Raw genomic sequence first — 24,452 nt, 5'->3', positions numbered from 1 at the left:
GTGGCCGGATGAGCGTCACCGAAGCCACCGAAGCCGAGGTCGTGGTAGTCGGCGCCGGTCTGGCCGGCTTGCGGTGTGCGTCGGTGCTCGCCGAGGCGGGGCGCGAGGTGCAGGTGTGGGAAGCCGCCGACGACGTGGGCGGCCGGATTCGCACCGACGTCGTCGACGGCTTCCGCTGTGATCGCGGCTTCCAGGTGCTCAACCCCGCCTACCCGGAGCTGGATCGCTGCGTCGACGTGGCCGCGCTGCGGTTGCAGCCGTTCGGCGCGGGGGTCGGGGTGCGCCGGGAGCGCGGTGATGTGGTGCTGGCGCATCCGCTGCGGGCGCCGTCGCGTCTGCCGGGCATGCTGGCCCGTCGCGCGGTCGCGCCGAAAGATGTGGTGGCGCTGACGCGATGGGCGCACGGGGCGTTGCGGCCGGGGCACCTGAAGCGGGGCGGCGACACCTCACTGGTGACCGCGCTGGACCGCAGCGGCGTCTCGGGCGAGCTGCGTCGGGTGATCGATCGGTTCCTGTCCGGGGTCGTGCTCGACGACTCCGGGGCGACATCGAACGCGTTCGCGTTGCTGCTGGTGCGCACGTTCGCGCTCGGAGTGCCCGCACTCCCGGCCGGAGGCATGGCGGCGCTCCCCCGCCAGCTGGCCGCCCCGCTGGGTGAGCGCGTGGCACTGCAGCGCCGGGTGGTCGACATCGCACGGGTGGGTTCCGGCTGGCAGGTGACGGCCGACGACGGAAGCCGCGTGCAGGCCCGCGAGGTGGTGGTGGCAACCGACGCGCCACAGGCGGCGCAGTGGATCGGCGGCGTCTCCGCCACCATGCACGGCGTCGTCACCGACTGGTGGGCCACCGACCAACCGTGGCAGGGTCCGCCCATGCTGTGGGTGGACGGCAGGCCCGGCGCGACCGGGCCGGTGGTCAACACCGCCGTCATCAGCGCCGCGGCGCCCAGCTATGCACCGGCGGGGCGGCATCTGATCGCGGCGTCAGCGCTACTCGGGCCGGGCCGGCCCGAGCCGACCGAGGACCAGATGCGCGCCCATGCGGCGACGATCCTGGGCCTCACCGGGGCGGACTGGCAGCCGGTGATCAGGCATGTCGTGCCCGACGCGTTGCCGCCTCAGCTGCCGCCGCTGGTGGTGCGCAAGAAGGTGCGCGATCCGTCGGGGCTGTGGGTGTGCGGCGATCACCGCGACACCGCGTCCATCCAGGGTGCGCTGCTCAGTGGGCGCCGAGCCGCCGAAGGTGTACTCCGCGCGCTGGTCTAGCTGTATTTGATCTGCAGCGCCATGCCGATGATCGAGACCACCCAGATGCCGGTGATGAACAGCGTCAACCGGTCCAGGTTCTTCTCGACCACGGTGGAGCCCGAGAGGCTGGATTGGACGCCGCCACCGAAGAGGCTGGACAGACCGCCACCCTTGGCACGGTGCAGCAGAACCAAGAGCACGACCAGCACGCTGGTCACGACCAGGATGATCTGCAGGGCCAATTCCATGGCCGCCAGACTACAGGGCGCCGATGGCCGATCAGGGCAGTGGGCCGCCCGCGGCGATCGCCGACAGGGTGGCGAACTGCTCCCCGTCCAGCGAGGCCCCGCCGACCAGTGCACCGTCGACGTCGCCCTGTCCGATGAGCTCGCCGATGTTCTTGGCGTTCACCGAACCGCCGTAGAGCACACGCACGCCCGCCGCGATCTCCGCCGAGGCGAGCTCCCCGAGTTCCTTGCGGATGGCGGCACACACCTCCTGCGCGTCGGCAGCGCTGGCCACCCGGCCCGTACCGATCGCCCACACAGGTTCGTAGGCGATGACGGTCTTGCTGATCTGCTCGGCGGACAGCCCGGCCAGTGAGCCGCGCAGCGACGTCACGTTGAACTCCACGTGATCGCCGGCCTCGCGCACCTCGAGCGGCTCACCGATGCAGACGATCGGGGTCAGCCCGTGCTTGAGCGCGGCCGCGGCCTTGGCGGCCACCAGCGCGTCGTCCTCGTGGTGGTAGGTGCGCCGCTCCGAGTGCCCGACGACGGCGAAGCTGCAGCCCAACTTGGCCAGGAACGCCCCGCTGATCTCACCGGTGTAGGCGCCCGAGTCGTGTTGCGAGACGTCCTGGGCGCCGTAGGTGAGCCGCAGCTTGTCGCCGTCGACCAACGTCTGGACGCTACGCAGATCGGTGAACGGCGGGATAACCGTCACGTCGACACGATCGAAGTACTTGTCCGGCAACGAGAAAGCGATCTTCTGCACCAGCGCGATCGCTTCGAAGTGGTTCAGATTCATCTTCCAGTTGCCGGCGATCAGCGGCTTACGGGACATGGTGGAGGTCTCCTAGTCGAGAACTACTGAAGGACTTCGATACCGGGCAGTTGTTTGCCCTCAAGGTATTCCAGCGACGCGCCGCCGCCGGTGGAAATGTGCGAGAAACCGTCGTCGGGCAACCCGAGCTGGCGCACCGCGGCGGCCGAGTCACCGCCGCCGACGACGCTGAACGCGCCCTTGCCGGTGGCCCCGATGATCGCCTCGGCCACACCCTTGGTGCCCGCTGCGAACGCCGGGAACTCGAAGACGCCCATCGGACCGTTCCAGAAGACCGTCTTGGCGTTGGACAGCAGCGCCGCGAACCGCTTCACCGACTCCGGCCCGATGTCCAGGCCCATTTTGTCGTCGGGGATCTTGTCGGCCGCCACCGTCTCGGCCGGCGAATCGGCCGCGAACTTCTCGGCGACCACGATGTCCACCGGCAGGTGCAGTACGTCGCCGTAGTCGTCCAGCAGCTTGCGGCAGGTCTCGATCATGCTCTCCTCGAGCAGCGAGCTGCCGACCGAAAGCCCTTGTGCCGCAAGAAAGGTGAAGCACATGCCGCCGCCGATGATGAGGCTGTCGGCCTTGGTGGCGAGGTTCTCGATCACCGCGAGCTTGTCCGACACCTTCGACCCGCCCAACACCACCGCGTAGGGCCGCTGCGTCGAATCGGTCAGCTGCGCGAGCACCTTGACCTCGGTGGCGACCAGCGTGCCGGCATAGTGCGGGAGCAGCGTCGCGACGTCGTACACCGAGGCCTGCTTGCGGTGCACCACGCCGAAACCGTCGCTGACGAACGCGCCGTCATCACCGACCAGTTCGACGAGTGCCTTGGCGAGCTGCAGCCGCTCGGCGTCGTCCTTGCTGGTCTCCCGCGCGTCGAAGCGGATGTTCTCGAGCAGCAGGATGTCGCCGTCGGTCAGGCCCTCGGCGCGGGCGAGCGCATCGCTACCCACCACGTCACCGGCCAGCTGGACGTGCCGACCGAGCTTGTCGGCCAGCGCCGCGGCCACCGGCTTCAGCGAGAACTTCGGATCCGGTTCGCCCTTGGGGCGGCCCAGGTGCGCGGTCACGACGACCTTCGCGCCGGCGTCGCTGAGCGCCTTCAACGTCGGCACCGAGGCGATGATGCGGCCCGGATCGGTGATGGTGTCGCCGTCGAGGGGGACGTTCAGGTCGGAGCGCACGAGCACGCCCCGTCCCGTTACTCCCTCTGCGAGCAGGTCTTCGAGGGACTTGATACTCATCGAGTTACAGCGACTTGCCGACCAGGCCGACGAGGTCGACCAGACGGTTGGAGTAGCCCCACTCGTTGTCGTACCAGGACACCACCTTGGCCTGGTTGTCGATGACCTTGGTCAGACCCGAGTCGAACAGCGAGCTGTGCGGGTCGGTGACGATGTCGCTGGACACGATCGGCGCGTCGTAGTACTTCAGGATGCCCTTGAGCGGTCCGTCCGCGGCGGCCTTCATCGCGGCGTTGATCTCGTCGACGGTGCCCGGCTTGGCCAACTCCGCGGTGAGATCGGTGACCGAACCCGTCGGGATCGGCACGCGCAGCGCGTAGCCGTCGAGCTTGCCCTTCAGCTCGGGCAGCACCAGGCCGATGGCCTTGGCGGCGCCGGTCGAGGTCGGCACGATGTTGATCGCGGCGGCGCGGGCGCGGCGCAGATCGCCGTGCGGGCCGTCCTGCAGGTTCTGGTCCTGCGTGTAGGCGTGGATCGTCGTCATCAGGCCCTTGACGATGCCGAACTCGTCGTTGAGGACCTTGGCCAGCGGGCCGAGGCAGTTCGTGGTGCACGACGCGTTGGAGATGATGTTCTGGCTGCCGTCGTACTTCTCGTCGTTGACGCCGAGCACGATCGTGATGTCCTCGTCGCTGGCGGGCGCCGAGATGATGACCTTCTTGGCGCCGGCATCGAGGTGGCCCTGAGCCTTGTCACGCTTGGTGAAGATGCCGGTGGATTCGACGACGACGTCGACACCGAGGTCGCCCCAGGGCAGCGCGGCCGGGCCTTCCTTGACTTCGAGCGCCTTGATCTTGGTGTCGCCGACGACGATGGTGTCCTCGCCCTCGAGGCTGACGTCGTAGGGCAGCCGGCCGAGAATCGAATCGAACTTCAGCAGATGAGCCAGCGTCGCGTTGGAGGTGAGGTCGTTGACAGCGATGATCTCGATGTCGGTGTTCTTACCCGCCTGCTTCTGCGCGTCCAGAGCGCGGAAGAAGTTGCGCCCGATACGGCCGAAACCGTTCACGCCTACCCGGATCGTCACGTCAGTCTCCTACTCGGTCGTTCTCGGTCGTGGAACTGCTCACACTCGGTGAGGTGTCCCGGTCAGCCTAGTGCGTACGGTTCCTCCCGCGCGCAGTTGCCCCGAGACCGCCTCATCGCACCGCCGAGGCCTGGTCGACGTAGGGATTGCCCAGCCACTTCCGGCGCAGCTTCTGCAGCGTGCCGTCTTCCTCCAGCTCGGCCTGCGCCACCTGCAGGCGGGCCATCAGCGCGGTGTTCTCTGCCGCGACGGCGACCGCGATCTCCTCCACCGACAGCCCGCGCGCCACCACCTCGACGTCGGGCACGTCGCGCACCAACCGAACCAGCACCGGCGCCGGCGCGATCAGCGCATCGCAGGCGCCCGACTCCAGGTCGGCGACCGCAGCCTCGAGGCCGGCGCGGTCGTCGCTGCGCACCGTCAGGCCGTCGAGGTCGGCCACCGCGTGGACGTGCGGCAGCCGGCGGGTGTTCACCGCGAGCCCGTTGCCGGTGATCACATAGGGCGGCAGGGACATCGCTGCCCCATCGAGTCCGGCACCGCCGGTGACCGTCAGCCCGCCGAGCAGCACGTCGTAGTCGCCGGTCCGCAGCCGCGCCAGCCCGTCGGCGACGTCGTCGAGGGTCTCGATGACGACGTCGTCGCCGAGTCGCTCCCCCAGCGCGACGATCAACTCGGCGTCCAAGCCGCCGTCATCGGAGGTGAAGGGTGGGTACGGTCCGGCCAGACCCGCCCGCAATGTGCCCATGAACCCACCGTAGGGGGTTTACTGTCCGCCCGGTGGGAGACGAACCGACACAGCAGCCGGCCAGCCCGACGTTGTTTCTCGCCCGGCTGGGCGCAGCGATGATCGCGGCCGGGTATCCGATCGGAACCGTGCGCCAGACACTGGCGACCTGCGCCGGGAGCTACGGCGTGGACGGCGAAATGCTGCTGCTGCCCAACCACATTCAGCTCAGCGGCGGGGACTCGCTGGAGATGTCGAGCGCCGAGCACGAGGTGCGCTTCGACCAGACCTTCCCGCTGGCCACGCTGGTGGGGCAGGCTCGGCGCGCCGAGATCGACCCGGCGGCCGGCCTCGCCGAGCTCGCCCGCATCGACACGATGGAGTCCCGCTTCGGCCCGTGGGCGTTCGTGGTCGGCTACACGCTGCAGAGTGCGGCGTTCGCCCTGATCCTGCAGCCCAACCTGGTGGCGCTCGGCGCGGCCACGCTGTTCGGGTTCGGCGTCGGGGTGGCCGGCGTGCTGGCCCGCCGCAGCGAGCCGCTGACCCAGCTGCTGCCCGTGCTCGCCGCGTTCACCGTGGCGTTGTGTTCGTTCACGCTGGGCCGGCTGCTGCATCTGGGCGAGGGCAGTCTGCGGGCGCTGGCGCCCTCCCTGGTCATGTTCCTGCCCGGCACGGCGATCACGCTGGCGGTCATCGAGCTGAGCACCCGCGACATGATCTCGGGCTCGGCCCGGCTGATATCCGGCGCAATGCGGTTGGCGCAGTTGGCCTTCGGCATTTTGATCGCCGCCCAGGTGGTGGGGCTGACCGCGAGTGAACTCAGCGTGGCGGTGGTGGACCGCTTCGGGCCGTGGGCACCGTGGGCCGGGTGCGCGCTCTATGCCGTCGGCCTTTTCCTCTACCACGGCCCGCCGACCCGTTTCATGGGCTGGATGCTGGTGATCCTGTTCGTCTCCTACGCCGGTCAGCTCGCCGGCAACGCGGCACTGGGCAGCTACGCCAGCGGCTTCGGGGGTGGGCTGGCCCTGGCGCTGTGCGCCCTGTTCGTCGCGCACCGCCCGAACACACCCTCGGCTGCCACACTGCTGCTGCCCGGGTTCTGGCTGCTGGTTCCCGGTTCGCTCGGCTTCATCGGCGTCACCGAGCTGATCGGCAACGACAGCTCCGACGCCGTCGGGGTCACGTTGATCTCGATGATCTCGATCGCCCTGGGCATCCAGGCGGGACTGCTGGTGTGGAGCGCGTGTCGCCAGATGCCCGCCGCGCTGGGGCAGCGAGCGCGATACTGCCGATCATGACCGATTGGGTGATCCCGGCGATCACCGCCTCAGCCAGCTTGCTCGGCACCATGGTGGGCGGGATCGCGACGTACTGGACGGCGAAGAAGACCCACGAGCGGCAGAGCCGTCACGACGAGGAACGGCAACGGTTCGACCTGCTGCGGGAAACGACGATCCGGTTCGTGGCCGCGATGACGGAGGTCTCGGTGGCGAGCACCGGGCTCAAGCAGCTCTCCGCGGAGTGGGCGGAGATGACGAAACGGCTGGCCCGCACCACCGACCGCAACGAATTCCTGGCGCTGGCCCGCGAGTCCGATCCGTCGATCCCGGAGAACATGGACCGGTTGGCCGTGCTGTTCCGGGTGGTGCGCGCCACCGGCGTGCTCGAGGACGACGTCAAGCGGGCGATCACGCTGCTGACCGAGCTGCGACTGGTGGCACCGAGCGACATCGCCGACAGCGCGCAACGCGTCATCTACACCGCGTTCGCCCAGGAGATCACCAACGCGTTGTCCCTGGATCAGCGCAACGCGGCCACCGATGCGTTCAACGCCTCGATCAACGACTTCGTCAACCGGGTGCGTCACTACATGCACGTCGAGGACCACGAGTTCGACACGATCGACAGGGCGACGCTGGAGCACCTGCTGGAGCGTTAGATCCAGGCGGTTCAGGCGTCTTCGAGCAGATCCGGGGTGACGGCCGACTCGGTGTCGGGGATACCGTCGATCTTGGCTTTGCGGTCGGCCATCGACAGCAATCGCCGAATACGTCCTGCCACAGCATCTTTGGTCATCGGCGGGTCGGCCAGCCGGCCCAGCTCCTCGAGCGAGGCCTGCCGGTGCGCGACGCGCAGACTGCCCGCGGCAGCCAGATGGTCGGGCACGGTGTCGCCCAGGATCTCCAGCGCCCGCTCGACCCGGGCGGCCGCGGCGACCGCGGCGCGGGCGGACCGGCGCAGGTTCGCGTCATCGAAGTTGGCGAGCCGGTTGGCCGTCGCGCGCACCTCGCGGCGCATCCGGCGCTCCTCCCAGGTCAACCGGGTGTCCTGGGCTCCCATCCGGGTCAGCAGCGCACCGATGGCCTCGCCGTCGCGGACCACCACCCGGTCACTGCCGCGTACCTCGCGCGCCTTGGCGCTCACCCCGAGCCGGCGGGCGGCGCCGACGAGCGCGAGAGCCGCTTCCGGGCCGGGGCAGCTCACCTCCAACGCCGACGACCGACCGGGTTCGGTCAGCGAACCGTGCGCGAGAAACGCTCCGCGCCAAGCAGCTTCGGCGTCGGCGACACTGCCGCCGACCACCTGGGCCGGCAGGCCGCGCACCGGGCGCCCCCGCAGATCCAGCAGACCCGTCTGGCGCGCCAGCGCCTCCCCGTCCTTGGCGACGCGCACCACGTACCGGGTGCTCTTGCGGATACCGCTGGCCGAGAGCACGTGCACCACGGCGTGGTAGCCGTACAGGTCGTAGATGTCCTTGCGCAGCCGGCGCGCGATGATGCCGAGGTCCACCTCGGCCTCCACCACGACACGCCCCGACACGATGTGCAAGCCGCCCGCGAAGCGCAACAGCGCGGCGACCTCGGCGCGCCGAGCGCTGACCGAATTCACCACGAGCCTGCTGAGTTCGTCTTTGACCTCGGCTGTCATCGCCACGGGTCGTCACCTCTCGGTCGGTTCACTGTCGGTGTGGGCACCGCATGCGGTGTGCCGGTGGGTGCTGTGCCCCCTTCCGAGCCCCCTTCTGAGCCCCCTTCCGCGACCCCTTCTGCGCGCCGTTGCAGCACGCCTTCCAGCGCCGCCGCCAACCTCGCGGGGTCATGTAAAGGTGTACCAGGTCGGCACACGTCGGCGAACTCCACGCGGGCCTCCAGCATGGTCGCGGTGCGGCGCAGTTGATCGCGCTCGCGGTCGCTGGGCACTCGCGACGAGTCGACGATGATGTCGTTGACCGTGAAGGTGGGCGCGTGCTGCGCGAGCACGTGGATGTGGCGCTCCACGGAGAATCCGGATGTCTCGCCGGGCTCGGCGACCAGGTTGAGCACCAGGGCACGCCGCGCCGTGGTGCTCTGCAGGGCAGCCACCAGCTGGGGCACCAGGACGTGCGGGATCACACTGGTGAACCACGACCCGGGCCCGAGCACCACCAGATCGGCGTCCATGATCGCGTCGACGGCCTGGTGGGTGGCCGGCGGATCACCGGGCAGCAGCCGGACCCTGCGCACCTTCCCGACTGTCGTCGCGATCGCCACCTGCCCGCGGATCGCGCGGCTGACCCTCGGGTCGGACTCCAGGCCCGCGACGTCGGCCTCGATGCTCAGGCCCATCGGGCACATCGGCAGCACCCGGCCCTTGACGCCCAGGATGCGACCGAGTTCGTCGAGTGCGGCCACCGGGTCGGCGAGCACCTCGTTGAGGCCGGCCAGCATCAGATTGCCGATGGGATGTCCGGCCAAAGCACCACTCCCGCCGAAGCGGTGCTGGATGATGGTGGCCCACAGCCGACCGTGCGGACTGTCAGATGCCAAGGCCGCCAATGCCATTCGCAGATCACCCGGGGGCACGATGTCGAGCTCGCTGCGCAGCCGGCCCGAAGAGCCGCCGTCGTCGGCCACCGTGACGATCGCGGTGACGTGCGGGGTCAGGCGCCGCGCCGCCGACAGGGTGGCATACAGCCCGTGCCCACCGCCCAGCGCGACGATGCGCACACTCATTCGCGCCCCAGATCCCGGTGCAGGACGCGCACCGTCAGCGCCGTGTCCTGCAGCCGGTCGGCCAGCGCCTCGGCCATCGCGACGCTGCGGTGTTTACCTCCGGTGCAGCCGATGGCCACGGTCATGTAGCGCTTCCCCTCCCGCCGGTATCCGTCGATCACGACGTCCAACAGGTGATGGTAGGAGTCCAGGAACTCCACGGCGCCGGGTTGGCCGAGGACGTAGTCGCGAACCTCCGGATGCTGCCCGGTGTGCGGGCGCAGCTGGTCCACCCAGTGCGGGTTGGGCAGGAACCGCACGTCCATCACCGTGTCGGCGTCCATGGGCAGTCCGTACTTGTAGCCGAACGATTCGACGGTCACGTTGGTGTTGGCGACGGTCTCGGCGGCGAAGGCCCGCTCGATGCTCTCCCGCAGGCCGTGGACCGACAGCGACGACGTGTCGATGACCAGGTCGGCGGTGGCCCGCACCGGGGCGAGCAGTGCCCGCTCGGCGGCGATCCCTTCGGCCAGGGTCTGATTGCCCTGCAGGGGATGGCTGCGCCGATTCTGCTCGTAGCGGCGCACCAGCATGTCGTCGGACGCCTCGAGGAACACCACCCGGGGGGTGATGTCGCGGGCCGCCAGTTCGCTGCGCACCCCGGCCAGATCCCCGGTGAAGCCGCGGGACCGCACGTCCATCACCACGGCCAGCTGGGTGATCCGTGAGCCAGCGGCCAGCCCGAGGTCGACCATCCGTGCGATCAGCTCCGGCGGCAGGTTGTCCGCCACGTACCAGCCGAGATCCTCGAGGACCTTGGCTGCGGTGCCCCGACCGGCTCCGGACAGACCGGTCACCAACACCACGTCGATTCCGCCCGTTTCGCTGTCCATGCCCGCTTCTGTCATCCCGTCACCGTGTGTCGATCATCGTCGATGGGCGCCGCCCCCGCGTGCTGTTCGGTGTGCTGCTCGGCGTGCTGGTCGGTGCGATGTTCGGCAGCCGAGTCCGTTGCCGGCTCGTCGGCCGGCACGCCCAGCGCCTCCAGCACGGCCGCGGCCGTGGCCATGCCGATGCCGGGCACGGCGGTGATCTCCTCCACCGACGCCTGGCGCAGCCGCGCCAGCGAACCGAAGTGCGTCACCAGCGCCTTGCGCCGATGCTCCCCCAGTCCCCGTACCGAATCCAGCGCCGACGCCGTCATCCGCTTCGACCGCTTGCTGCGGTGATAGCTGATCGCGAACCGGTGCGCCTCGTCGCGGACCCGCTGCAGAAGGTAAAGCCCGTCGCTGTTGCGGGGCATGATCACCGGATCGGGTTCTGACGGCACCCACACCTCTTCGAGGCGCTTTGCCAGCCCGATCACCGCGACGTCGGTGACGCCGAGATCCTCCAGCACCGCCGCTGCGGCGTTGACCTGCGGGGCGCCGCCGTCGACGACGAAGAGGTTGGGCGGGTAGGCAAAGCGTCGTGATTTGCCTTCTGCGGAGAAATCGCCGGGCTGCTGGGTGTCGCGCAGGTGGCGGTGGAATCTACGCCGGGTGACCTCGGCGATCGACGCGACGTCATCGGAGCGCCCGTCCCCGGCGGCCTCGCGGATCGCGTAGTGCCGGTAGTCGGACTTGCGCGGCAGGCCGTCCTCGAAGACCACCAGCGAGGCCACCACGTCGGTGCCCTGCACGTGGCTGATGTCGACGCACTCGATGCGCAGCGGCGCATCCTCGAGCCCCAGCGCTTCCTGAATGCTCTGCAGCGCAGCGCTTCTGGCGGTGAAGTCGCCGGCACGCTTGAGCTTGTGCTGATTGAGCGCCTGCTCGGCGTTGCGCTGCACCGTCTCGGCGAGTGCGCGCTTGTCCCCACGCTGGGCGACCCGTAGTGACACCCGCGACCCACGCAGCTGGCACAACCACGTCTCCAACTCCGGGGCCGTCTCCGGCAGAACCGGCACCAGCACCTGCTTGGGTACCGGGTTGGTGGTCTCGTCACCGCCCTCGTCGGCGGCGCCACCGAGCGCGGCTTGGTCGCCGTAGAACTGGGTGAGGAACTGCTCGACCAGGTACTCGAGAGTGGATTCGCCTGGCTCACCGGATTTCTCGATCACCCACCCGCGCTGGCCGCGCACCCGGCCACCCCGCACGTGGAACACCTGGACGGCGGCCTCCAACTCGTCGTCGGCGAACGCGACCACGTCGGCGTCTGTGCCGTCCCCGAACACCACGGCCTGCTTCTCCATCGCCCGGCGCATCGCGCCGATGTTGTCGCGCAGCCGGGCTGCCCGCTCGAAGTCCAGGTCCTCCGCCGCGGCATTCATCTGCTGTTCCATCTCGCGGATCAGCCGATCGGTCTTGCCGGCGAGGAAGTCGCAGAAGTCAGCGACGATCTGGCGGTGCTCCTCGGCGCTGACCCGCCCGACGCACGGCGCCGAGCACTTGTCGATGTAGCCGAGCAGACACGGCCGACCGATCTGGCTGTGCCGCTTGAACACTCCGTTCGAACACGTGCGGGCCGGGAACACCCGCGTGAGCAGGTCCAGCGTCTCGCGGATCGCCCACGCATGCGAATACGGCCCGAAATAGCGGACGCCCTTGCGGCGCGGGCCGCGGTACACCTTGAGCCGCGGGTAGTCCTCGTTCAGCGTGACGGCCAGCACCGGATACGACTTGTCGTCGCGATAGCGGATGTTGAACCGCGGATCGAATTCCTTGATCCAGTTGTATTCGAGCTGCAGCGCCTCGACCTCGGTCGTGACCACAGTCCACTCGACGCTGGCTGCCGTCGTCACCATCTGCCGGGTACGCGGCGCCAACCCCGACAGATCGGCGAAGTACGAGTTGAGCCGACTGCGCAGACTCTTGGCCTTGCCGACGTAGATGACCCGGCGATGCGAATCACGGAATCGGTAGACGCCCGGCTCCACGGGAATCGACCCGGGAGCAGGTCGGTATGTCGCGGGATCCGGCACGGACCCAGGTTACTGCGACGGCCCGACGGGGTAGAGCGACGAGGTGGCGCTGCCGACCGTGACGTCGACCCGGATGCTGACCCTCCTCATGGCTGTCGTGCTGGTCTGCGCCGGTTGCACCGCCCCTGAGGCATCAGCCGCGCCCGCGGGATCGTGCGCAATCGTGAGCAACGGCACGCCCGTGACCAAGCCGCGGGGCGGTCGCGACGAGTCCGCGCCGGAGACCGCGACCGGCTACCGCACCGGGATGGCCGCGGTGCACACCGATCACTACGCAGTTGCCACCGCCAACCCGCTGGCCACGCAAGCTGCGTGCGAGGTGCTGCGCGACGGCGGCACGGCGGCCGACGCCCTGGTCACCGCCCAGGCCGTCCTCGGCCTGGTCGAGCCTCAGTCCTCGGGCATCGGCGGGGGTGGCTTCCTGCTGTACTACGACGCGGCCGCCAACTCGGTGCAGGCGTTCGACGGGCGCGAGACCGCGCCGGCGGCAGCCACCGCGAACTACCTGCGCTGGGTGTCCGACACCGACAGGACAGCGCCCACGCCCGACGCCCGCGCCTCGGGCCGCTCGATCGGAGTGCCCGGCATCGTGCGCATGCTTGCCGATGTACACGCCCAGCACGGCCGCACCCCGTGGCGAGGCCTGTTCGGCCCCGCGGTGCGGCTCGCCGACGACGGGTTCCAAATCAGCCCCCGGCTCGCGGCGGCCATCGCCGATGCCGCCCCGAAGCTGCGGATCGACGCCGCGTCGGCCGACTATTTCCTCGAGCCCGACGGCTCCCCGAAGTCGGGTCGCCTCACCAATGCGGCGTACGCCAAGACGCTGGGGGCGATCGCCACCGATCCGGCCGCGCTCTACACCGGACCGATCGCCGCAGACATCGTCGCCGCCGCGGCCGACACCGCGGGCGGACGCACCCCGAGCCTGATGAGCACCGCGGATCTGGCCGGCTACCGCACCAGGATCCGCGAACCACTGTGCACGCCGTACCGCGGCAAGCAGATCTGCGGGATGCCCCCACCGTCGTCGGGCGGTATCGCGGTGGCCGAAACGCTGGGCGTGCTCTCCCACTTCGACATGGCCGCACACCGGCCCACCGACGTCGACGCCAACGGTGGCCGTCCGACCGTGCAGGGGGTGCATCTGATCGCCGAGGCCGAACGGCTGGCCTACGCCGACCGCGACCGCTACGTCGCCGACACCGACTTCGTGCCGCTGCCGGGCGGCTCACCGAACGCTCTGCTGGCGGCCGACTACCTCGCCGGCCGCGCAGCGCTGGTCTCCCCCGACCGCACGATGGGAACGGCGAAGCCGGGTGAGTTCGGGCTGCCCGCGGCGCTGGCGCCGCCCGTCCCCGAACACGGCACCAGCCACATCAGCGTCATCGACGCACAGGGCAATGCGGCCTCGCTGACCACCACGATCGAATCGGCGTTCGGCTCGTTCCACATGGTCGACGGCTTCCTGCTCAACAATCAGCTCACCGACTTCTCCGCCGAGCCGACTGCGCCCGACGGCGCGCCCGTCGCCAACCGAGTGGCGCCGGGGAAGCGTCCCCGCAGCACGATGGCTCCCACGCTGGTGTTCGACACCGACGCCGGCGGGGCACGCGGTCCGCTGTACGCGGTGGCCGGCTCACCGGGCGGCTCGACGATCATCCAGTTCGTCGTGAAAACGCTTGTCGGCATGCTTGATTGGGGGCTGGACCCGCAGCAGGCCGTGTCGATGGTCGATTTCGGGGCTGCCAACTCCCCCACCACGAACGTCGGCGGCGAGCATCCCGTCGTCGACATCTCCGACGACGGCGGGCACGACCCGCTGGTCACCGGATTGCGCGACCTCGGGCACGAGGTCGACATCGCCGATCAGTCCAGCGGGCTCTCGGCGATCGTGCGCGCCGGCCCGGGGTGGGTCGGCGGGGCCGATCCGCGCCGGGAGGGTGCGGTCATGGGTGACGGCGGTTGATGTCCCCGCTGCGCTGGCCGCTCTCATAGCGCTGCATCGCGGCGCGGACACTGTCCATCGCGTCCGCCGCTCGCTCCTTGTCGACAGCCTGGATCGCCATCACGGCCACGTACTCGTCGTCGGGCAGGTCCAGGCGGGCCCAGCGGGCACCCGGATGGAAGGACAGGCCACGCACCACGCTCCAGTCGAACACTCGGTAGCCGAACAGGTTTCGGACCGCGACGCCGGCGGGCCCCACCCGCAGCCGAGGCCGCGCGAACAGGCAGACCGCCGCACCGAACACGACACCGAGCGCGGCGATGGCGACCTGGTCGGCGGTCCGGAAGATCACACCGGTCGTCCCGACCTTGAGCAGCGCCCCCACGATCACGTGGGCGGCGACGATCACGACGGCGGCCGCATATGCGAACCTCGGGGTGAGGTGCGGTTTGACCTCCACATCCCACTCCGGGACGTCCCGACCGCCGGCGCTCATGACGGCGAGGCGAGCCGGTGCAGCGTCAGAGCGGTCGACAGTGCGGCCGCGGCGGCCTGCGCACCCTTGTCCTCGGCCGACTCGGGCAGCCCGGCGCGGTCGAGGGCCTGATGCTCGGTGTTCGTGGTGAGCACGCCGTTGGCGACGGGAGTGGACTCGTCCAGCGACACCCGGGTCAGACCCTGGGTCACCGCGTCACACACGTAGTCGAAATGCGGGGTCTCGCCGCGGATCACGACGCCGAGGGCGACAACGGCGTCGTGGGTCCTGGCCAGCGCCTGCGCGACGACGGGGATCTCGATGGCACCGAGCACCCGCACCACGGTCGGGTTCGTGATCCCGGCCTCGGCCGCGGTGCGGCGGGCACCCTCGAGGAGGGCATCGCAGATGGTCTCGTGCCAGGTGCTCGCGACGATCGCCAGGGACACACCGGACGCGTCGAGCTCCGGCATGTCGGGAACGCCTGCCGCAGGGCTCATTTGGTGCCGCCCATGTCGCCGGGCAGCGCCTCGTCGTAATCCTCGAGTCCGACCAGGTCGTGGCCCATGCGGTCCCGCTTGGTCATCAGGTAGCGGATGTTCTCGGAATTGGCCCGCACCGGCAGCGGCACACGCTCGATGATGTGCAGGCCGTAGCCGTCGAGTCCGACGCGCTTCGCCGGGTTGTTGGTCAGCAGGCGCATGGACCGCACGCCGAGGTCGACCAGGATCTGCGCACCGGTGCCGTAGTCGCGGGCGTCGGCCGGCAGACCGAGCTTGAGGTTCGCGTCGACGGTGTCGTCGCCGGCGTCCTGCAGCTGGTAGGCCTGCAGCTTGTGCATCAAGCCGATGCCACGGCCCTCGTGACCACGCATGTACAGCACCACCCCGCGACCCTCCCGGGCCACCATCGCCAGCGCGGCGTCGAGTTGCGGCCCGCAGTCGCACCGGCGCGACCCGAACACGTCACCGGTCAGGCATTCCGAGTGCACGCGGACCAGCACGTCGTGCCCGTCCTCGTGGGGACCGGCGATGTCGCCCCGGACCAGGGCGACGTGCTCGACGTCCTCGTAGATGCTGCTGTAGCCGACGGCGCGGAACTCGCCGTGTCGCGTCGGGATGCGGGCTTCGGCGACCCGCTGGATGTGCTTCTCGTGCTTGCGCCGCCACTCGATCAGGTCGGCGATCGAGATCAGCGCGAGGTCGTGTTCGTCGGCGAAGATCCGCAGCTCGTCGGTCTGGGCCATCGCGCCCTCGTCCTTTTGGCTGACGATCTCGCAGATCGTGCCGGCCGGCTGCAGGCCGGCCAGCCGGGCCAGGTCGACGGCGGCCTCGGTGTGCCCGGGGCGGCGGAGCACCCCACCGTCCTTGGCGCGCAACGGAACGACGTGGCCGGGCTTGGTGAAGTCGTCAGCGACCGCGGTCGGATCGGCGAGCAACCGCATCGTGGTCGCCCGATCCGATGCCGAAATACCGGTTCCCACACCGTGTTTGGCGTCGACGGTGACGGTATAGGCGGTGCCGTGCTTGTCCTGGTTGACCGCGTACATCGGCAGCAGGCCCAGGCGGTCGCAGATCTCCCCGTCGAGCGGGACACAGAGGTAGCCGGAGGTGTAGCGCACCATGAACGCGACCAGTTCGGGGGTGGCTTTCTCGGCGGCGAAGATCAGGTCGCCTTCGTTCTCCCGGTCTTCGTCGTCGATGACGACGACGGCCTTGCCTGCGGCGATGTCGGCCACCGCCCGCTCGACCGAATCCAGCCTCGTCATCCTCACCACCTTGCCGGTCCCCACACGGGAAACCACGTATGTCCCGTTCAGTATGAACCACGCGACAGCCCGCGTTATTGCCCGCCTGAGCGAGGTCCTCGCGTCATCGCCTGGCGTGACGTTCGCCACGTACGGGCGCGCCGGGCAGTGGCGCCCGCTTCCCGCCCGTTCGACTTAGTCGCCGTCCGGATTCTTCGTGGGGGTCATCAGCCGCTCGACGTACTTCGCGATGACGTCGACCTCGAGGTTCACCGGCGCTCCCACCTCGGCGCGCCCCAGCGTCGTCAGGTCCAGCGTGGTGGGGATCAACGACACCTCGAACCAGTCGGGGCCCAGGCCAGACACCGTCAGCGAGACCCCGTCGACGGTGATCGACCCCTTCTCGACGATGTAGCGCGACAGCGTCTCCGGCAGCCCGATCCGCACGACCGTCCAGTGCTCCGAGGGGGTGCGGGACACGATGTGGCCGGTGCCGTCGACGTGTCCCTGCACGATGTGGCCGCCGAGCCGGCTGCTGACCGCCGCCGCTCGCTCCAGATTGACCCGGGTGCCGACGTCCGCCCCGTTCAGGCTGGACCTGTTCAGCGTCTCGGCCATCACGTCGGCGGAGAACGATCCGTCGGCCAGCACGTCGACCACGGTGAGACAGACCCCGTTCACGGCGATCGAATCCCCATGTCCGGCATCTGAAGTCACGATCGGGCCACGAATGACCAAACGTGCGGCATCGCCGAGGTCCTCCCTGCCGACGATCTCGCCCAGTTCTTCGACGATTCCGGTGAACACCTGTCCAGCCTAGGCCCACCGGCGAACGGTCCCTGCGCGGCGCACCCTCTACGATGCAGGCATGCAGACCCGCCTCTTGGCGCTCGTCGCCGCTCTCTTCGCTGTCGTCACCCTCATCGCGGGGTGCTCCGGCTCATCGTCCCAGGATTCGGGGACCGACCTACCGGATGCCACCACGTTGCTGCGGGAGTCGGCCGACACCACGAAAGCCCAGTCCAGCGCGCATCTCCAGCTCGCCGTACAGGGTCAGATCGCCGAGTTGCCCGTGGAATCCCTCGAGGGTGACCTGACCCAGAAGCCGGCCGTGGCCGCCAAGGGCACCGCCGACATCGTGTTCCTGGGCCAGAAGCTGCAGGGCGTCGAGTTCGTGGTCTCCGACGGTGACCTCTACGCCGCGATCACCGCCGGGGGCAGCCTGTCGAACTTCGGGCCGGCCGCCGACATCTACGACGTCGCCGCGATCCTGAGCCCCGACAACGGCCTGGCCAACGTGCTGGCGAACTTCTCCGACGCGAAGTCCGAGGGCCGCGAGACGATCGAGGGTGTCAAGACCGTCCGGATCACCGGCAACGTGCGCGCCGACGCCGTCAACAAGATCGCGCCGCAGATCGCCGCGAAGGGCCCCGTGCCGGGCACCGCGTGGGTCGCCGAGGACGGCAATCACGAGCTGATGCAGGCCCGCCTGGAACCGACTCCGGGGAACAGCGTGACGATGACGCTGTCGAAGTGGGGTGAGCCGGTGACGGTCGACAAGCCGGCGGTGTGATGCAGAGCACACTCGGGCACTCCGCCCCCGCGGCGAATCGCAACGTCGCGATCGCCGCCGGCGGCCTCGCGGTCATGCTCGGAGCGCTCGACACCTACGTCGTCGTCTCGGTGATCCGCGACATCATGTTCGACGTCGGCATCGGCATCAATCAGATTCAGCGCGTCACCCCCATCATCACCGGCTACCTCCTCGGCTACATCGCGGCGATGCCGCTGCTGGGCCGGGCCTCGGACCGGTTCGGACGCAAGCTGCTGCTCCAGGTGAGTCTCGCCGGCTTCGCCGTCGGCTCGATCGTCACCGCGCTGTCGACCGACCTGACGATGATGGTGATAGGCCGCGCCATCCAAGGCGCCGCCAGCGGCGCTCTGCTGCCCGTGACGCTCGCGCTGGCGGCAGATCTGTGGGCCAGCCGCAACCGGTCCGCGGTGCTCGGCGGTGTCGGCGCCGCCCAGGAGCTGGGCAGTGTGCTCGGCCCCCTCTACGGCGTGGCCCTGGTGGCGGTGTTCACGCACTGGCAGGCCGTCTTCTGGGTCAACGTGCCACTCGCCGCGGTGGCGATGGTGATGATCCACTTCAGCCTGCCGGCCGCGGACAAGGACCGGCCGAAGGAAAAGGTCGACGTCGTGGGCGGGTTGCTGCTCGCGGTCGCGCTCGGACTCGCAGTGGTCGGCATGTACAACCAGGCCCCGAACGGCAAGCAGGTGCTGCCGAGCTACGGCCTACCCGTGCTGATCGCCGCAGTAGTCGCCGCGGCGGCCTTCTTCGCCTGGGAGAGATTCGCCACAACACGGCTGATCGACCCCGCGGGAGTCCGCTTCAGACCGTTCTTGGCGGGTCTCGGCGCGTCGCTGTGCGCGGGTGCCGCACTGATGGTCACGCTGGTGAACATCGAGCTGTTCGCCCAGGGCGTGTTGGGCAAGGAACAGCAGGAGGCGGTCTTCCTGCTGGTGTGGTTCCTCGGCGCGCTCCCGGTCGGCGCGCTGGTGGGCGGATGGATCGCCACCAAGGCGGGCGATCGCATCGTGGTCTTCGTCGGGCTGCTGATCGCCGCGGCCGGGTACTGGCTGGTGTCGAAGTGGACGGTGAACGTCCTGAGCGCCCACCACGACCTGGGTGTCGTGCAGCTGCCGACCTTCGACACCGACCTGGTCATCGCCGGTGTCGGCCTCGGTCTCGTGATCGGCCCACTGACCTCGGCCACGCTGCGGGTGGTGCCCGCGGCACAGCACGGCATCGCCTCGGCCGCCGTGGTGGTGGCCCGCATGATCGGCATGCTGATCGGTATCGCCGCGCTCTCGGCGTGGGGTTTGTACCGGTTCAACCAGCACCTGGCCAGCCTGCCGGCCAGCTCTGGGGGTGACACGCTGGCCCAGCGGCTGGCAGCAGAGGCGCTGCGGGTGCGCCAAGCCTATGTGCTGCAGTACGGCGAAATATTCACGATCACCGCGGTGGTGTGCGTGGTCGGGGCGCTCCTCGGACTACTGATCAGCGGTCGCGATCAGCATGCCGACGAACCGGAGCTCGAGCCTCAGCAGCGCTCGAGCCCGCGGCCCATCAGCTGAGGCTCGGCAACGAGGTCGTCGATCACGGGGTTGTCGTCGGTGGTGTCGTCCATGGTCAGCCCCCGCCAGGCGTCGCGGATTACCGCCTTGATCGAGTCTGGGGTGACCGGGCTGTAACTGAGCCAGTCCTGCAGTGCAGTCATGCTCTTCTGTCCTTTGTTCGTGCTCACCATGCGCAACTCGTCGGTGAAAGCGCGATATTCCCCGTCAGTCTACCGAGCGATCCATCGCGTCGGGCCCGCAGCGATGCGCGCGCGTCGTGTGAGAGCGCTTACGGAAACCCTTGATGGACAATGGGCAACGATCTGATAACGACGACCGACGGCCTGGATCAGGCTCGAACGAGGCTCAACAGCACGTCCGGACCGACGGGATGGACGCCGTCGAAGCGCCACCGATGTGCCTGCCCGATGCTCGTCACGCCGACGTCGTCGATGGCGGTGATCGGGCCGCCGAGCAGAATCGGCGCGACATAGGCGAGAATTCGGTCGATCACGCCGGCCCGCAAAAACGCCCCGGCCAAGGTCGGGCCGCCTTCCACCAGCACATCGGTGCGGTCCGACAGCGCCTGGACCACTTCGTGCGGATCGCGGGTCCGGATCACCATCGTGCGCGAGTCATCGTTGAGAACCGTTGCGTCAGGCGAGATCTCACGCATCCCGACCACCACACGCAGCGGCTGGTGCTCGGTCAGCGAACCGTCGGGGCGACGCGCGGTCAATGCCGGGTCGTCGGCGAACACCGTGCCGGTGCCCACGACGATCGCATCGGCGATCGCGCGACGCCGGTGCACGTCGGCGCGGGCTGCCTCCCCAGTGATCCACCGGCTGGTGCCATCGGCGGCAGCGCTACGTCCGTCCACACTCGCCGCGAATTTCCATGTCACGTGCGGCATCCCGGTGCGCTGCTTGTGCAGCCACTCGCGCAGGGGCCCGCCCGACACCGCATCGGCGCCCACCCCCGCGGTCACCGCGACACCCGCACGCGCCAACCGGGCAGCTCCGCCGGCGGCGACGGGATTCGGATCCGCGACGGCGAACACCACATTCGCTATCTGCGCGGCGAGCAGAGCGTCCACGCACGGCGGCGTGCGACCGACGTGGTTGCACGGCTCGAGCGTCACCACCGCCGTGCCGCCGGCAGCCCGCTCCCCCGCGCGGCGCAGCGCCAACACCTCGGCGTGCGGCCCGCCGGGCGGTTCGGTGGCGCCCACGCCTGCGATCTCACCGTCGGCGTCCAGGATCACCGCCCCGACCGGCGGGTTGGGATACGTTGTGCCCTTGACCTTTTCGGCCTGCTCAACAGCCGCTGCCATCGCGGCGTCGAGGTTCACGGCGCGAAGTGGCTGGCGGCCGCCGCGGCCTGGGCGCGCAGGGCCGACACGGCGCGCGCGGGATCGTCGGCGCCGTAGACGGCAGACCCCGCGACGAAACAGTCCACCCCGGCCTCGGCCGCCGCCTCGATCGTGTCGGCGCTGATTCCGCCGTCGATCTCGACGAGCACGGTCAGCTCACCGGCGTCCACGAGACGGCGCACGATACCCACCTTGGGCAGCACCTCGGCGATGAACTTCTGCCCGCCGAAACCGGGCTCGACCGACATCACCAGCAGCGTGTCGAAGTCACGCAGGATCTCCAGGTAGGGGTCGACCGGGGTGCCCGGCTTGATGGCCAGGCCGGCCTTGGCGCCGGCGGCCCGGATGTCGCGGGCGACGGCGCGCGGATCGTCGGTGGCCTCTGCGTGGAACGTGACGTTGTGGGCGCCCGCCTCGGCGTAGGGCGGCGCCCACCGGCCCGGATTGTCGATCATCAGGTGACAGTCCATCGGGATGTCGGTGACCTTGAGCAGCGATTCGACGACGGGCAGGCCCAGGGTGAGGTTCGGCACGAAATGGTTGTCCATCACGTCGACGTGCACCCAGTCTGAGCCCTCGATCGCAGCCACCTCGTCGGCGAGCCGGGCGAAGTCGGCGGCCAGGATCGACGGCGCGATCATCGGGGCGGTGTGGGCGGACTGTCCGGGCATGGGGTCAGCCTATCGGGGGCCCGGTGACGCGAAGAGCAGCGGCGAACATCGCGTCGGTTCCGTGCCGGTGCGGCCACAGCTGCACCGATGACGCGTCGCCGGTGTCGGCGGCCGGGCCGAACAGCTCTCCGGTGTCCAGCGCCTCGACCGGGTGACGGCGCAGCGCGTCGGCCACCACGCCGGTGGTCTCCGCCAGATGCGGGGAGCAGGTCGCGTACAGCACGACACCGCCGGGCCGGGTCAACCGGATCGCCGATGCCAGCAGCTCACGCTGCAGCTTGGCCAGCGGGGCCACGTCGCCCGGCTGGCGCCGCCACCGCGCTTCGGGTCGGCGGCGGAGCGCGCCCAGCCCGGTGCAGGGCGCGTCGACGAGCACCCGGTCGAAGCCGGGGGTCAGTCCGGAATCACGCCCGTCGACCCGGACCACCTCGACGGGCAGTCCCGCGGTGTTCTGCTCAACCAGCTCTGCGCGCCGCGGTGCCGGCTCCACCGCCGTGACCTGGACACCCGCCGGTTGTCCGAGTGCGGCGAGCAACGCGGTCTTGCCGCCGGGACCCGAGCACAGATCCAGCCACCGGCCACCGTCGGGACCGTCGAGCTCGGCCAGCGTCAGCGCACGCGCCACCAGCTGGCTGCCTTCGTCCTGGACCAGAGCCCGTCCGTCGCGCACCGCGGCGAGCGCACCGGGGTCACCCTCGGCCAAATACACGGCGTACGGCGAGTATCGGCCGACTGCACCGCCGACCTCCTCGGCCAACTCTGCGGCGGTGATCGCACCGGGGCGCGCCACCAGGTGCACCTCCGGGCGGGCGTCGTCGCTGGCCAGCAGGGCCGCCAACTCGTGCGCGCGGGCACCGAGTGCGTCGGCGAAAGCCTGCGCGACCCAACGGGGATGGGCATGCACGAAGGCCAGATTGCCGATCGGGTCGGTGGCCGCGGGCGGGGCCAGCTCCGCCAGCCATGACGCTTCGTCGCGGCGGGCGATGGTGCGCAGCACACCGTTGACGAAACCCGCTCGCGCCGTGTCGAATTCGATGCCGGCCTGCTCCACTGTCGTCGAGACCGCGGCGTGGTCTTCGACCCGGGTGCGCAGAATCTGGTAGGCGCCCAACCGAAGTAGATCGAGCAGGACCGGATCGATGTGCTCGACCGGGCGACCCGCCGCGGCACCGATGACCGCGTCGAGTAGGCCCTGCGCGCGGCACGTGCCGTAGGTGAGTTCGGTGGCGAATGCGGCGTCGCGGCCGGCGATTCCGCGGTCCCGAAGCATCGCGGGCAGCGCGAGGTTCGCGTAGGCGTCGCGCTCCGACACCGCGCGCAGCACATCGAACGCGGCTCGGCGGGCCGGGTCCAGCGGTGTGCGCCGCTGGGAACGCCGGGGTGACGACTGCCGAGGCGGCTTCTTCGGCCCGGTCACCGCAGCGCTCCGATCTCGTCGAGGCGCGCACCGCGGGCCCAGTCTGCCGCGTTCATCGGCTTCTTGCCCGGCGGTTGCACGGTGTGCAGTTCGACGGCGTCGGTGCCGGTCCCCACCAGCACCCGCTTCTTCTCGACGCCGAGGCGCCCGGGCGCCAGATCGCTGCGGTCTGACACCGTGACGGGCCCGACTTTGATCCGCTGCTCGCCGAGCATCGTCCATGCTCCCGGGTTCGGGGTGACAGCGCGCAGGCGCCGGTCCACCACGTGGGCGGGCAGGTCCCATCGAACCCGGGCGTCGTCGACGGTAATCTTCGGGGCGACGCTGATGCCCTCGGTCGGCTGCGGGACCGCGGTGAGCGTGCCGTCGGCGATCCCGTCCATGGTGGCCTCCAGCAGCCCTGCTCCGGAGTCGGCCAATCGCCCCAGGAGATCGCCGGCGGTGTCGCGGGGTGTGATCGTCTCGGTGACGACGCCGTAGACCGGTCCGGAATCCAGGCTCGGTTCGATCTGGAACGTGGTGGCCCCGGTGACGGTGTCGCCGGCGGCGATCGCGGCCTGCACCGGCGCCGCGCCGCGCCACGCGGGCAGCAGCGAGAAGTGCAGGTTCACCCAGCCGCGTGGGGGCACGTCGAGCAGCACGTCGCCGAGCAGAGCGCCGTAGGCCACCACGGCACAGCATTCCGGTGCCAGCGCAGCCAGTTCCGCGACGAACTCCGGTGAGTTGGGGCGCGACGGGCGCAACACCGGGATGCCGGCGTCGAGGGCCAGCTGCGCCACCGGCGACGGGGTCGGGGTGCCGCGCCGGCCCGCCGCGGCATCGGGGCGCGTCAGGACAGCGATCACCTCGTGGCGGGGCGACGAGAGGAGGCGACGCAGGGACGGGAGAGCCGGCTCCGGGGTGCCGGCGAAGACGAGACGCACCGGGTCAGTCTAGGAACCGCCTACCGGGCGATCTGGTAGTACTCCTTTTCGCCGACCCCGCTCAGCGGGGCGACGAACATCCAGGGAATGGTGCCGAGCAGCCGATTGAGGGTGGCGACCGAGTCGTTGTAGTACTGGCGCGCGAACGCGAGCTTGTCCTCGGTGTCGGCGAGGTTGCGCTGCAGGTCGAGGAAATTGGCCGACGAACTGAGCTGCGGTGAGGTCTGTCCCAGGTTCAGCAGCGGTGTGAGGGCGGCGTCGAGCTGCCGCTCGGCCGCGCTGCGCTGTGCCACCGACCGACCCGCAGTCGCCGAGGTGAGCGCTTCCCGGGCGTCGGTGACGCGGTCCAGAACGTCTTTCTCGTGGGCGGCGAAGGTCGCCACGGTGTGCACCAGGCTGGGGATCAGCGATGCCCGCCGGGTCAGCTCGACGTCGATGCCTGCCAGCGCCTCGGCGACACGGACGTCGGCCGACCGGATCTTGTTGTAGCCGGCCACATATCCGACCAGTATCAGCAGAACCAGCACCAGCACGATGCCTTATACCCCTCT

25 protein-coding genes are annotated in these 24,452 nt (G+C 69.8%); 6 read left to right on the top strand and 19 right to left on the bottom strand.

Annotated features, from left to right (window positions below; all coding sequences use genetic code 11):
• The first annotated feature begins 8 nt into the window (after window positions 1–8).
• Entirely contained in the window at window positions 9–1,265 is a 1,257-nt protein-coding gene (locus DMB80_RS11045) for a flavin monoamine oxidase family protein (protein WP_111509898.1), read from the top strand.
• On the opposite strand, the gene secG is transcribed toward DMB80_RS11045, so the two are convergent.
• The 5 genes from secG to DMB80_RS11020 all read right to left on the bottom strand — a co-directional run bounded on the left by secG (window position 1,262) and on the right by DMB80_RS11020 (window position 5,319).
• The gene (secG, locus tag DMB80_RS11040) at window positions 1,262–1,495 is read right to left on the bottom strand and encodes a preprotein translocase subunit SecG (protein ID WP_046361928.1); all 234 of its coding nucleotides are present in this window, start codon (window positions 1,493–1,495) and stop codon (window positions 1,262–1,264) included. The genes DMB80_RS11045 and secG overlap by 4 nt on opposite strands.
• A 31-nt stretch (window positions 1,496–1,526) precedes the next feature.
• Window positions 1,527–2,312, bottom strand: coding sequence for a triose-phosphate isomerase (tpiA, locus tag DMB80_RS11035; RefSeq protein WP_046361927.1), 786 nt, complete (start codon window positions 2,310–2,312; stop codon window positions 1,527–1,529).
• 23 nt (window positions 2,313–2,335) lie between these two features.
• Entirely contained in the window at window positions 2,336–3,544 is a 1,209-nt protein-coding gene (locus DMB80_RS11030) for a phosphoglycerate kinase (protein WP_111509897.1), read from the bottom strand.
• 4 nt (window positions 3,545–3,548) lie between these two features.
• Window positions 3,549–4,571: a type I glyceraldehyde-3-phosphate dehydrogenase gene (gene gap / locus DMB80_RS11025; protein ID WP_111509896.1), complete on the bottom strand. Its 1,023-nt coding sequence runs from the start codon at window positions 4,569–4,571 to the stop codon at window positions 3,549–3,551.
• Window positions 4,572–4,683: 112 nt separating this feature from the next.
• Window positions 4,684–5,319, bottom strand: coding sequence for a transporter substrate-binding domain-containing protein (locus DMB80_RS11020; RefSeq protein WP_111509895.1), 636 nt, complete (start codon window positions 5,317–5,319; stop codon window positions 4,684–4,686).
• A gap of 32 nt (window positions 5,320–5,351) precedes the next feature.
• Here DMB80_RS11020 and DMB80_RS11015 point away from each other — a divergent pair, with 32 nt between their 5' ends.
• Window positions 5,352–6,596, top strand: a complete 1,245-nt coding sequence (locus DMB80_RS11015; protein WP_240431123.1) for a threonine/serine exporter family protein — start codon at window positions 5,352–5,354, stop codon at window positions 6,594–6,596.
• On the top strand, window positions 6,593–7,237 hold the full coding sequence (locus DMB80_RS11010) for a hypothetical protein (protein WP_111509894.1): 645 nt from the start codon (window positions 6,593–6,595) through the stop codon (window positions 7,235–7,237). Before DMB80_RS11015 ends, DMB80_RS11010 begins: the two co-directional genes overlap by 4 nt.
• 11 nt (window positions 7,238–7,248) lie before the next feature.
• Here the strand turns inward: DMB80_RS11010 and whiA are convergent, their stop codons facing one another.
• The 4 genes from whiA to uvrC are packed head-to-tail and all read right to left on the bottom strand — an operon-like array spanning window position 7,249 to window position 12,231.
• Window positions 7,249–8,226 carry a DNA-binding protein WhiA gene (gene whiA, locus DMB80_RS11005; protein WP_110797908.1) on the bottom strand — a complete coding sequence of 326 codons (978 nt, stop codon included), beginning with the start codon at window positions 8,224–8,226 and terminating at the stop codon, window positions 7,249–7,251.
• A complete protein-coding gene (gene yvcK, locus DMB80_RS11000) occupies window positions 8,223–9,290 on the bottom strand; it encodes a uridine diphosphate-N-acetylglucosamine-binding protein YvcK (protein ID WP_111509893.1) in 1,068 nt (355 codons plus the stop codon). Before yvcK ends, whiA begins: the two co-directional genes overlap by 4 nt.
• Window positions 9,287–10,177 (bottom strand): RNase adapter RapZ, encoded by an 891-nt coding sequence (rapZ, locus tag DMB80_RS10995; RefSeq protein ID WP_240431122.1) that lies wholly within the window; start codon window positions 10,175–10,177, stop codon window positions 9,287–9,289. The genes yvcK and rapZ overlap by 4 nt, the downstream gene beginning before the upstream one ends.
• The gene (gene uvrC, locus DMB80_RS10990; RefSeq protein ID WP_111509891.1) at window positions 10,174–12,231 is read right to left on the bottom strand and encodes an excinuclease ABC subunit UvrC; all 2,058 of its coding nucleotides are present in this window, start codon (window positions 12,229–12,231) and stop codon (window positions 10,174–10,176) included. Before uvrC ends, rapZ begins: the two co-directional genes overlap by 4 nt.
• Window positions 12,232–12,319: 88 nt before the next feature.
• On the opposite strand from uvrC, the gene DMB80_RS10985 reads away from it, so the two are divergent.
• Window positions 12,320–14,197 (top strand): gamma-glutamyltransferase family protein, encoded by a 1,878-nt coding sequence (locus DMB80_RS10985; protein ID WP_420812168.1) that lies wholly within the window; start codon window positions 12,320–12,322, stop codon window positions 14,195–14,197.
• Here the strand turns inward: DMB80_RS10985 and DMB80_RS10980 are convergent.
• From DMB80_RS10980 to DMB80_RS10965, 4 genes are all read right to left on the bottom strand, one after another.
• Window positions 14,178–14,672, bottom strand: a complete 495-nt coding sequence (locus tag DMB80_RS10980) for a PH domain-containing protein (RefSeq protein ID WP_111509890.1) — start codon at window positions 14,670–14,672, stop codon at window positions 14,178–14,180. The two genes, DMB80_RS10985 and DMB80_RS10980, sit on opposite strands and share 20 nt — an antisense overlap.
• On the bottom strand, window positions 14,669–15,151 hold the full coding sequence (ribH, locus tag DMB80_RS10975) for a 6,7-dimethyl-8-ribityllumazine synthase (RefSeq protein ID WP_111509889.1): 483 nt from the start codon (window positions 15,149–15,151) through the stop codon (window positions 14,669–14,671). The genes DMB80_RS10980 and ribH overlap by 4 nt, the downstream gene beginning before the upstream one ends.
• On the bottom strand, window positions 15,148–16,419 hold the full coding sequence (locus tag DMB80_RS10970; protein WP_111509963.1) for a bifunctional 3,4-dihydroxy-2-butanone-4-phosphate synthase/GTP cyclohydrolase II: 1,272 nt from the start codon (window positions 16,417–16,419) through the stop codon (window positions 15,148–15,150). Before DMB80_RS10970 ends, ribH begins: the two co-directional genes overlap by 4 nt.
• Before the next feature lie 174 nt (window positions 16,420–16,593).
• A complete protein-coding gene (locus tag DMB80_RS10965; RefSeq protein ID WP_046361916.1) occupies window positions 16,594–17,205 on the bottom strand; it encodes a riboflavin synthase in 612 nt (203 codons plus the stop codon).
• A gap of 61 nt (window positions 17,206–17,266) precedes the next feature.
• Between DMB80_RS10965 and DMB80_RS10960 the strand changes: the two genes are divergently transcribed.
• Both DMB80_RS10960 and DMB80_RS10955 read left to right on the top strand, forming a co-directional pair.
• Window positions 17,267–17,971, top strand: coding sequence for an LppX_LprAFG lipoprotein (locus DMB80_RS10960; protein WP_111509888.1), 705 nt, complete (start codon window positions 17,267–17,269; stop codon window positions 17,969–17,971).
• Entirely contained in the window at window positions 17,971–19,536 is a 1,566-nt protein-coding gene (locus tag DMB80_RS10955) for an MFS transporter (protein WP_111509887.1), read from the top strand. The genes DMB80_RS10960 and DMB80_RS10955 overlap by 1 nt, the downstream gene beginning before the upstream one ends.
• Here the strand turns inward: DMB80_RS10955 and DMB80_RS10950 are convergent.
• The 6 genes from DMB80_RS10950 to DMB80_RS10925 form a co-directional block, all read right to left on the bottom strand.
• Window positions 19,503–19,679 (bottom strand): hypothetical protein, encoded by a 177-nt coding sequence (locus DMB80_RS10950; RefSeq protein ID WP_162938494.1) that lies wholly within the window; start codon window positions 19,677–19,679, stop codon window positions 19,503–19,505. The genes DMB80_RS10955 and DMB80_RS10950 overlap by 34 nt on opposite strands.
• Window positions 19,680–19,867: 188 nt before the next feature.
• On the bottom strand, window positions 19,868–20,869 hold the full coding sequence (gene ribD / locus DMB80_RS10945; protein ID WP_110797904.1) for a bifunctional diaminohydroxyphosphoribosylaminopyrimidine deaminase/5-amino-6-(5-phosphoribosylamino)uracil reductase RibD: 1,002 nt from the start codon (window positions 20,867–20,869) through the stop codon (window positions 19,868–19,870).
• Window positions 20,866–21,561 (bottom strand): ribulose-phosphate 3-epimerase, encoded by a 696-nt coding sequence (gene rpe, locus DMB80_RS10940; RefSeq protein WP_111509885.1) that lies wholly within the window; start codon window positions 21,559–21,561, stop codon window positions 20,866–20,868. The genes ribD and rpe overlap by 4 nt, the downstream gene beginning before the upstream one ends.
• A gap of 4 nt (window positions 21,562–21,565) precedes the next feature.
• Entirely contained in the window at window positions 21,566–22,978 is a 1,413-nt protein-coding gene (locus tag DMB80_RS10935; RefSeq protein WP_111509884.1) for an RsmB/NOP family class I SAM-dependent RNA methyltransferase, read from the bottom strand.
• Entirely contained in the window at window positions 22,975–23,901 is a 927-nt protein-coding gene (gene fmt / locus DMB80_RS10930; protein WP_111509883.1) for a methionyl-tRNA formyltransferase, read from the bottom strand. The genes DMB80_RS10935 and fmt overlap by 4 nt, the downstream gene beginning before the upstream one ends.
• 20 nt (window positions 23,902–23,921) lie before the next feature.
• Window positions 23,922–24,437, bottom strand: a complete 516-nt coding sequence (locus tag DMB80_RS10925; RefSeq protein WP_111509882.1) for a LemA family protein — start codon at window positions 24,435–24,437, stop codon at window positions 23,922–23,924.
• Between the last annotated feature and the right edge of the window lie 15 nt (window positions 24,438–24,452).

This window comes from Mycobacterium kyogaense (genome assembly GCF_003254575.1).
Classification (GTDB): domain Bacteria; phylum Actinomycetota; class Actinomycetes; order Mycobacteriales; family Mycobacteriaceae; genus Mycobacterium; species Mycobacterium kyogaense.
The sequence above is the reverse complement of the archived record's forward strand: the minus strand, read 5'-3'. Positions and strand labels throughout refer to the sequence as shown.

Excerpts from the sequence above, each read along its gene's own strand:
- DMB80_RS11045 (WP_111509898.1), top strand. The coding sequence starts at position 9 with ATGAGCGTCACCGAAGCCACCGAAGCCGAGGTCGTGGTAGTCGGCGCC.
- secG (WP_046361928.1), bottom strand. The coding sequence starts at position 1,495 with ATGGAATTGGCCCTGCAGATCATCCTGGTCGTGACCAGCGTGCTGGTC.
- tpiA (WP_046361927.1), bottom strand. The coding sequence starts at position 2,312 with ATGTCCCGTAAGCCGCTGATCGCCGGCAACTGGAAGATGAATCTGAAC.
- DMB80_RS11030 (WP_111509897.1), bottom strand. The coding sequence starts at position 3,544 with ATGAGTATCAAGTCCCTCGAAGACCTGCTCGCAGAGGGAGTAACGGGA.
- DMB80_RS11020 (WP_111509895.1), bottom strand. The coding sequence starts at position 5,319 with ATGGGCACATTGCGGGCGGGTCTGGCCGGACCGTACCCACCCTTCACC.
- DMB80_RS11010 (WP_111509894.1), top strand. The coding sequence starts at position 6,593 with ATGACCGATTGGGTGATCCCGGCGATCACCGCCTCAGCCAGCTTGCTC.
- whiA (WP_110797908.1), bottom strand. The coding sequence starts at position 8,226 with ATGACAGCCGAGGTCAAAGACGAACTCAGCAGGCTCGTGGTGAATTCG.
- yvcK (WP_111509893.1), bottom strand. The coding sequence starts at position 9,290 with ATGAGTGTGCGCATCGTCGCGCTGGGCGGTGGGCACGGGCTGTATGCC.
- rapZ (WP_240431122.1), bottom strand. The coding sequence starts at position 10,177 with ATGACAGAAGCGGGCATGGACAGCGAAACGGGCGGAATCGACGTGGTG.
- DMB80_RS10985 (WP_420812168.1), top strand. The coding sequence starts at position 12,320 with ATGGCTGTCGTGCTGGTCTGCGCCGGTTGCACCGCCCCTGAGGCATCA.
- DMB80_RS10980 (WP_111509890.1), bottom strand. The coding sequence starts at position 14,672 with ATGAGCGCCGGCGGTCGGGACGTCCCGGAGTGGGATGTGGAGGTCAAA.
- ribH (WP_111509889.1), bottom strand. The coding sequence starts at position 15,151 with ATGAGCCCTGCGGCAGGCGTTCCCGACATGCCGGAGCTCGACGCGTCC.
- DMB80_RS10970 (WP_111509963.1), bottom strand. The coding sequence starts at position 16,419 with ATGACGAGGCTGGATTCGGTCGAGCGGGCGGTGGCCGACATCGCCGCA.
- DMB80_RS10960 (WP_111509888.1), top strand. The coding sequence starts at position 17,267 with ATGCAGACCCGCCTCTTGGCGCTCGTCGCCGCTCTCTTCGCTGTCGTC.
- DMB80_RS10955 (WP_111509887.1), top strand. The coding sequence starts at position 17,971 with ATGCAGAGCACACTCGGGCACTCCGCCCCCGCGGCGAATCGCAACGTC.
- DMB80_RS10950 (WP_162938494.1), bottom strand. The coding sequence starts at position 19,679 with ATGACTGCACTGCAGGACTGGCTCAGTTACAGCCCGGTCACCCCAGAC.
- rpe (WP_111509885.1), bottom strand. The coding sequence starts at position 21,561 with ATGCCCGGACAGTCCGCCCACACCGCCCCGATGATCGCGCCGTCGATC.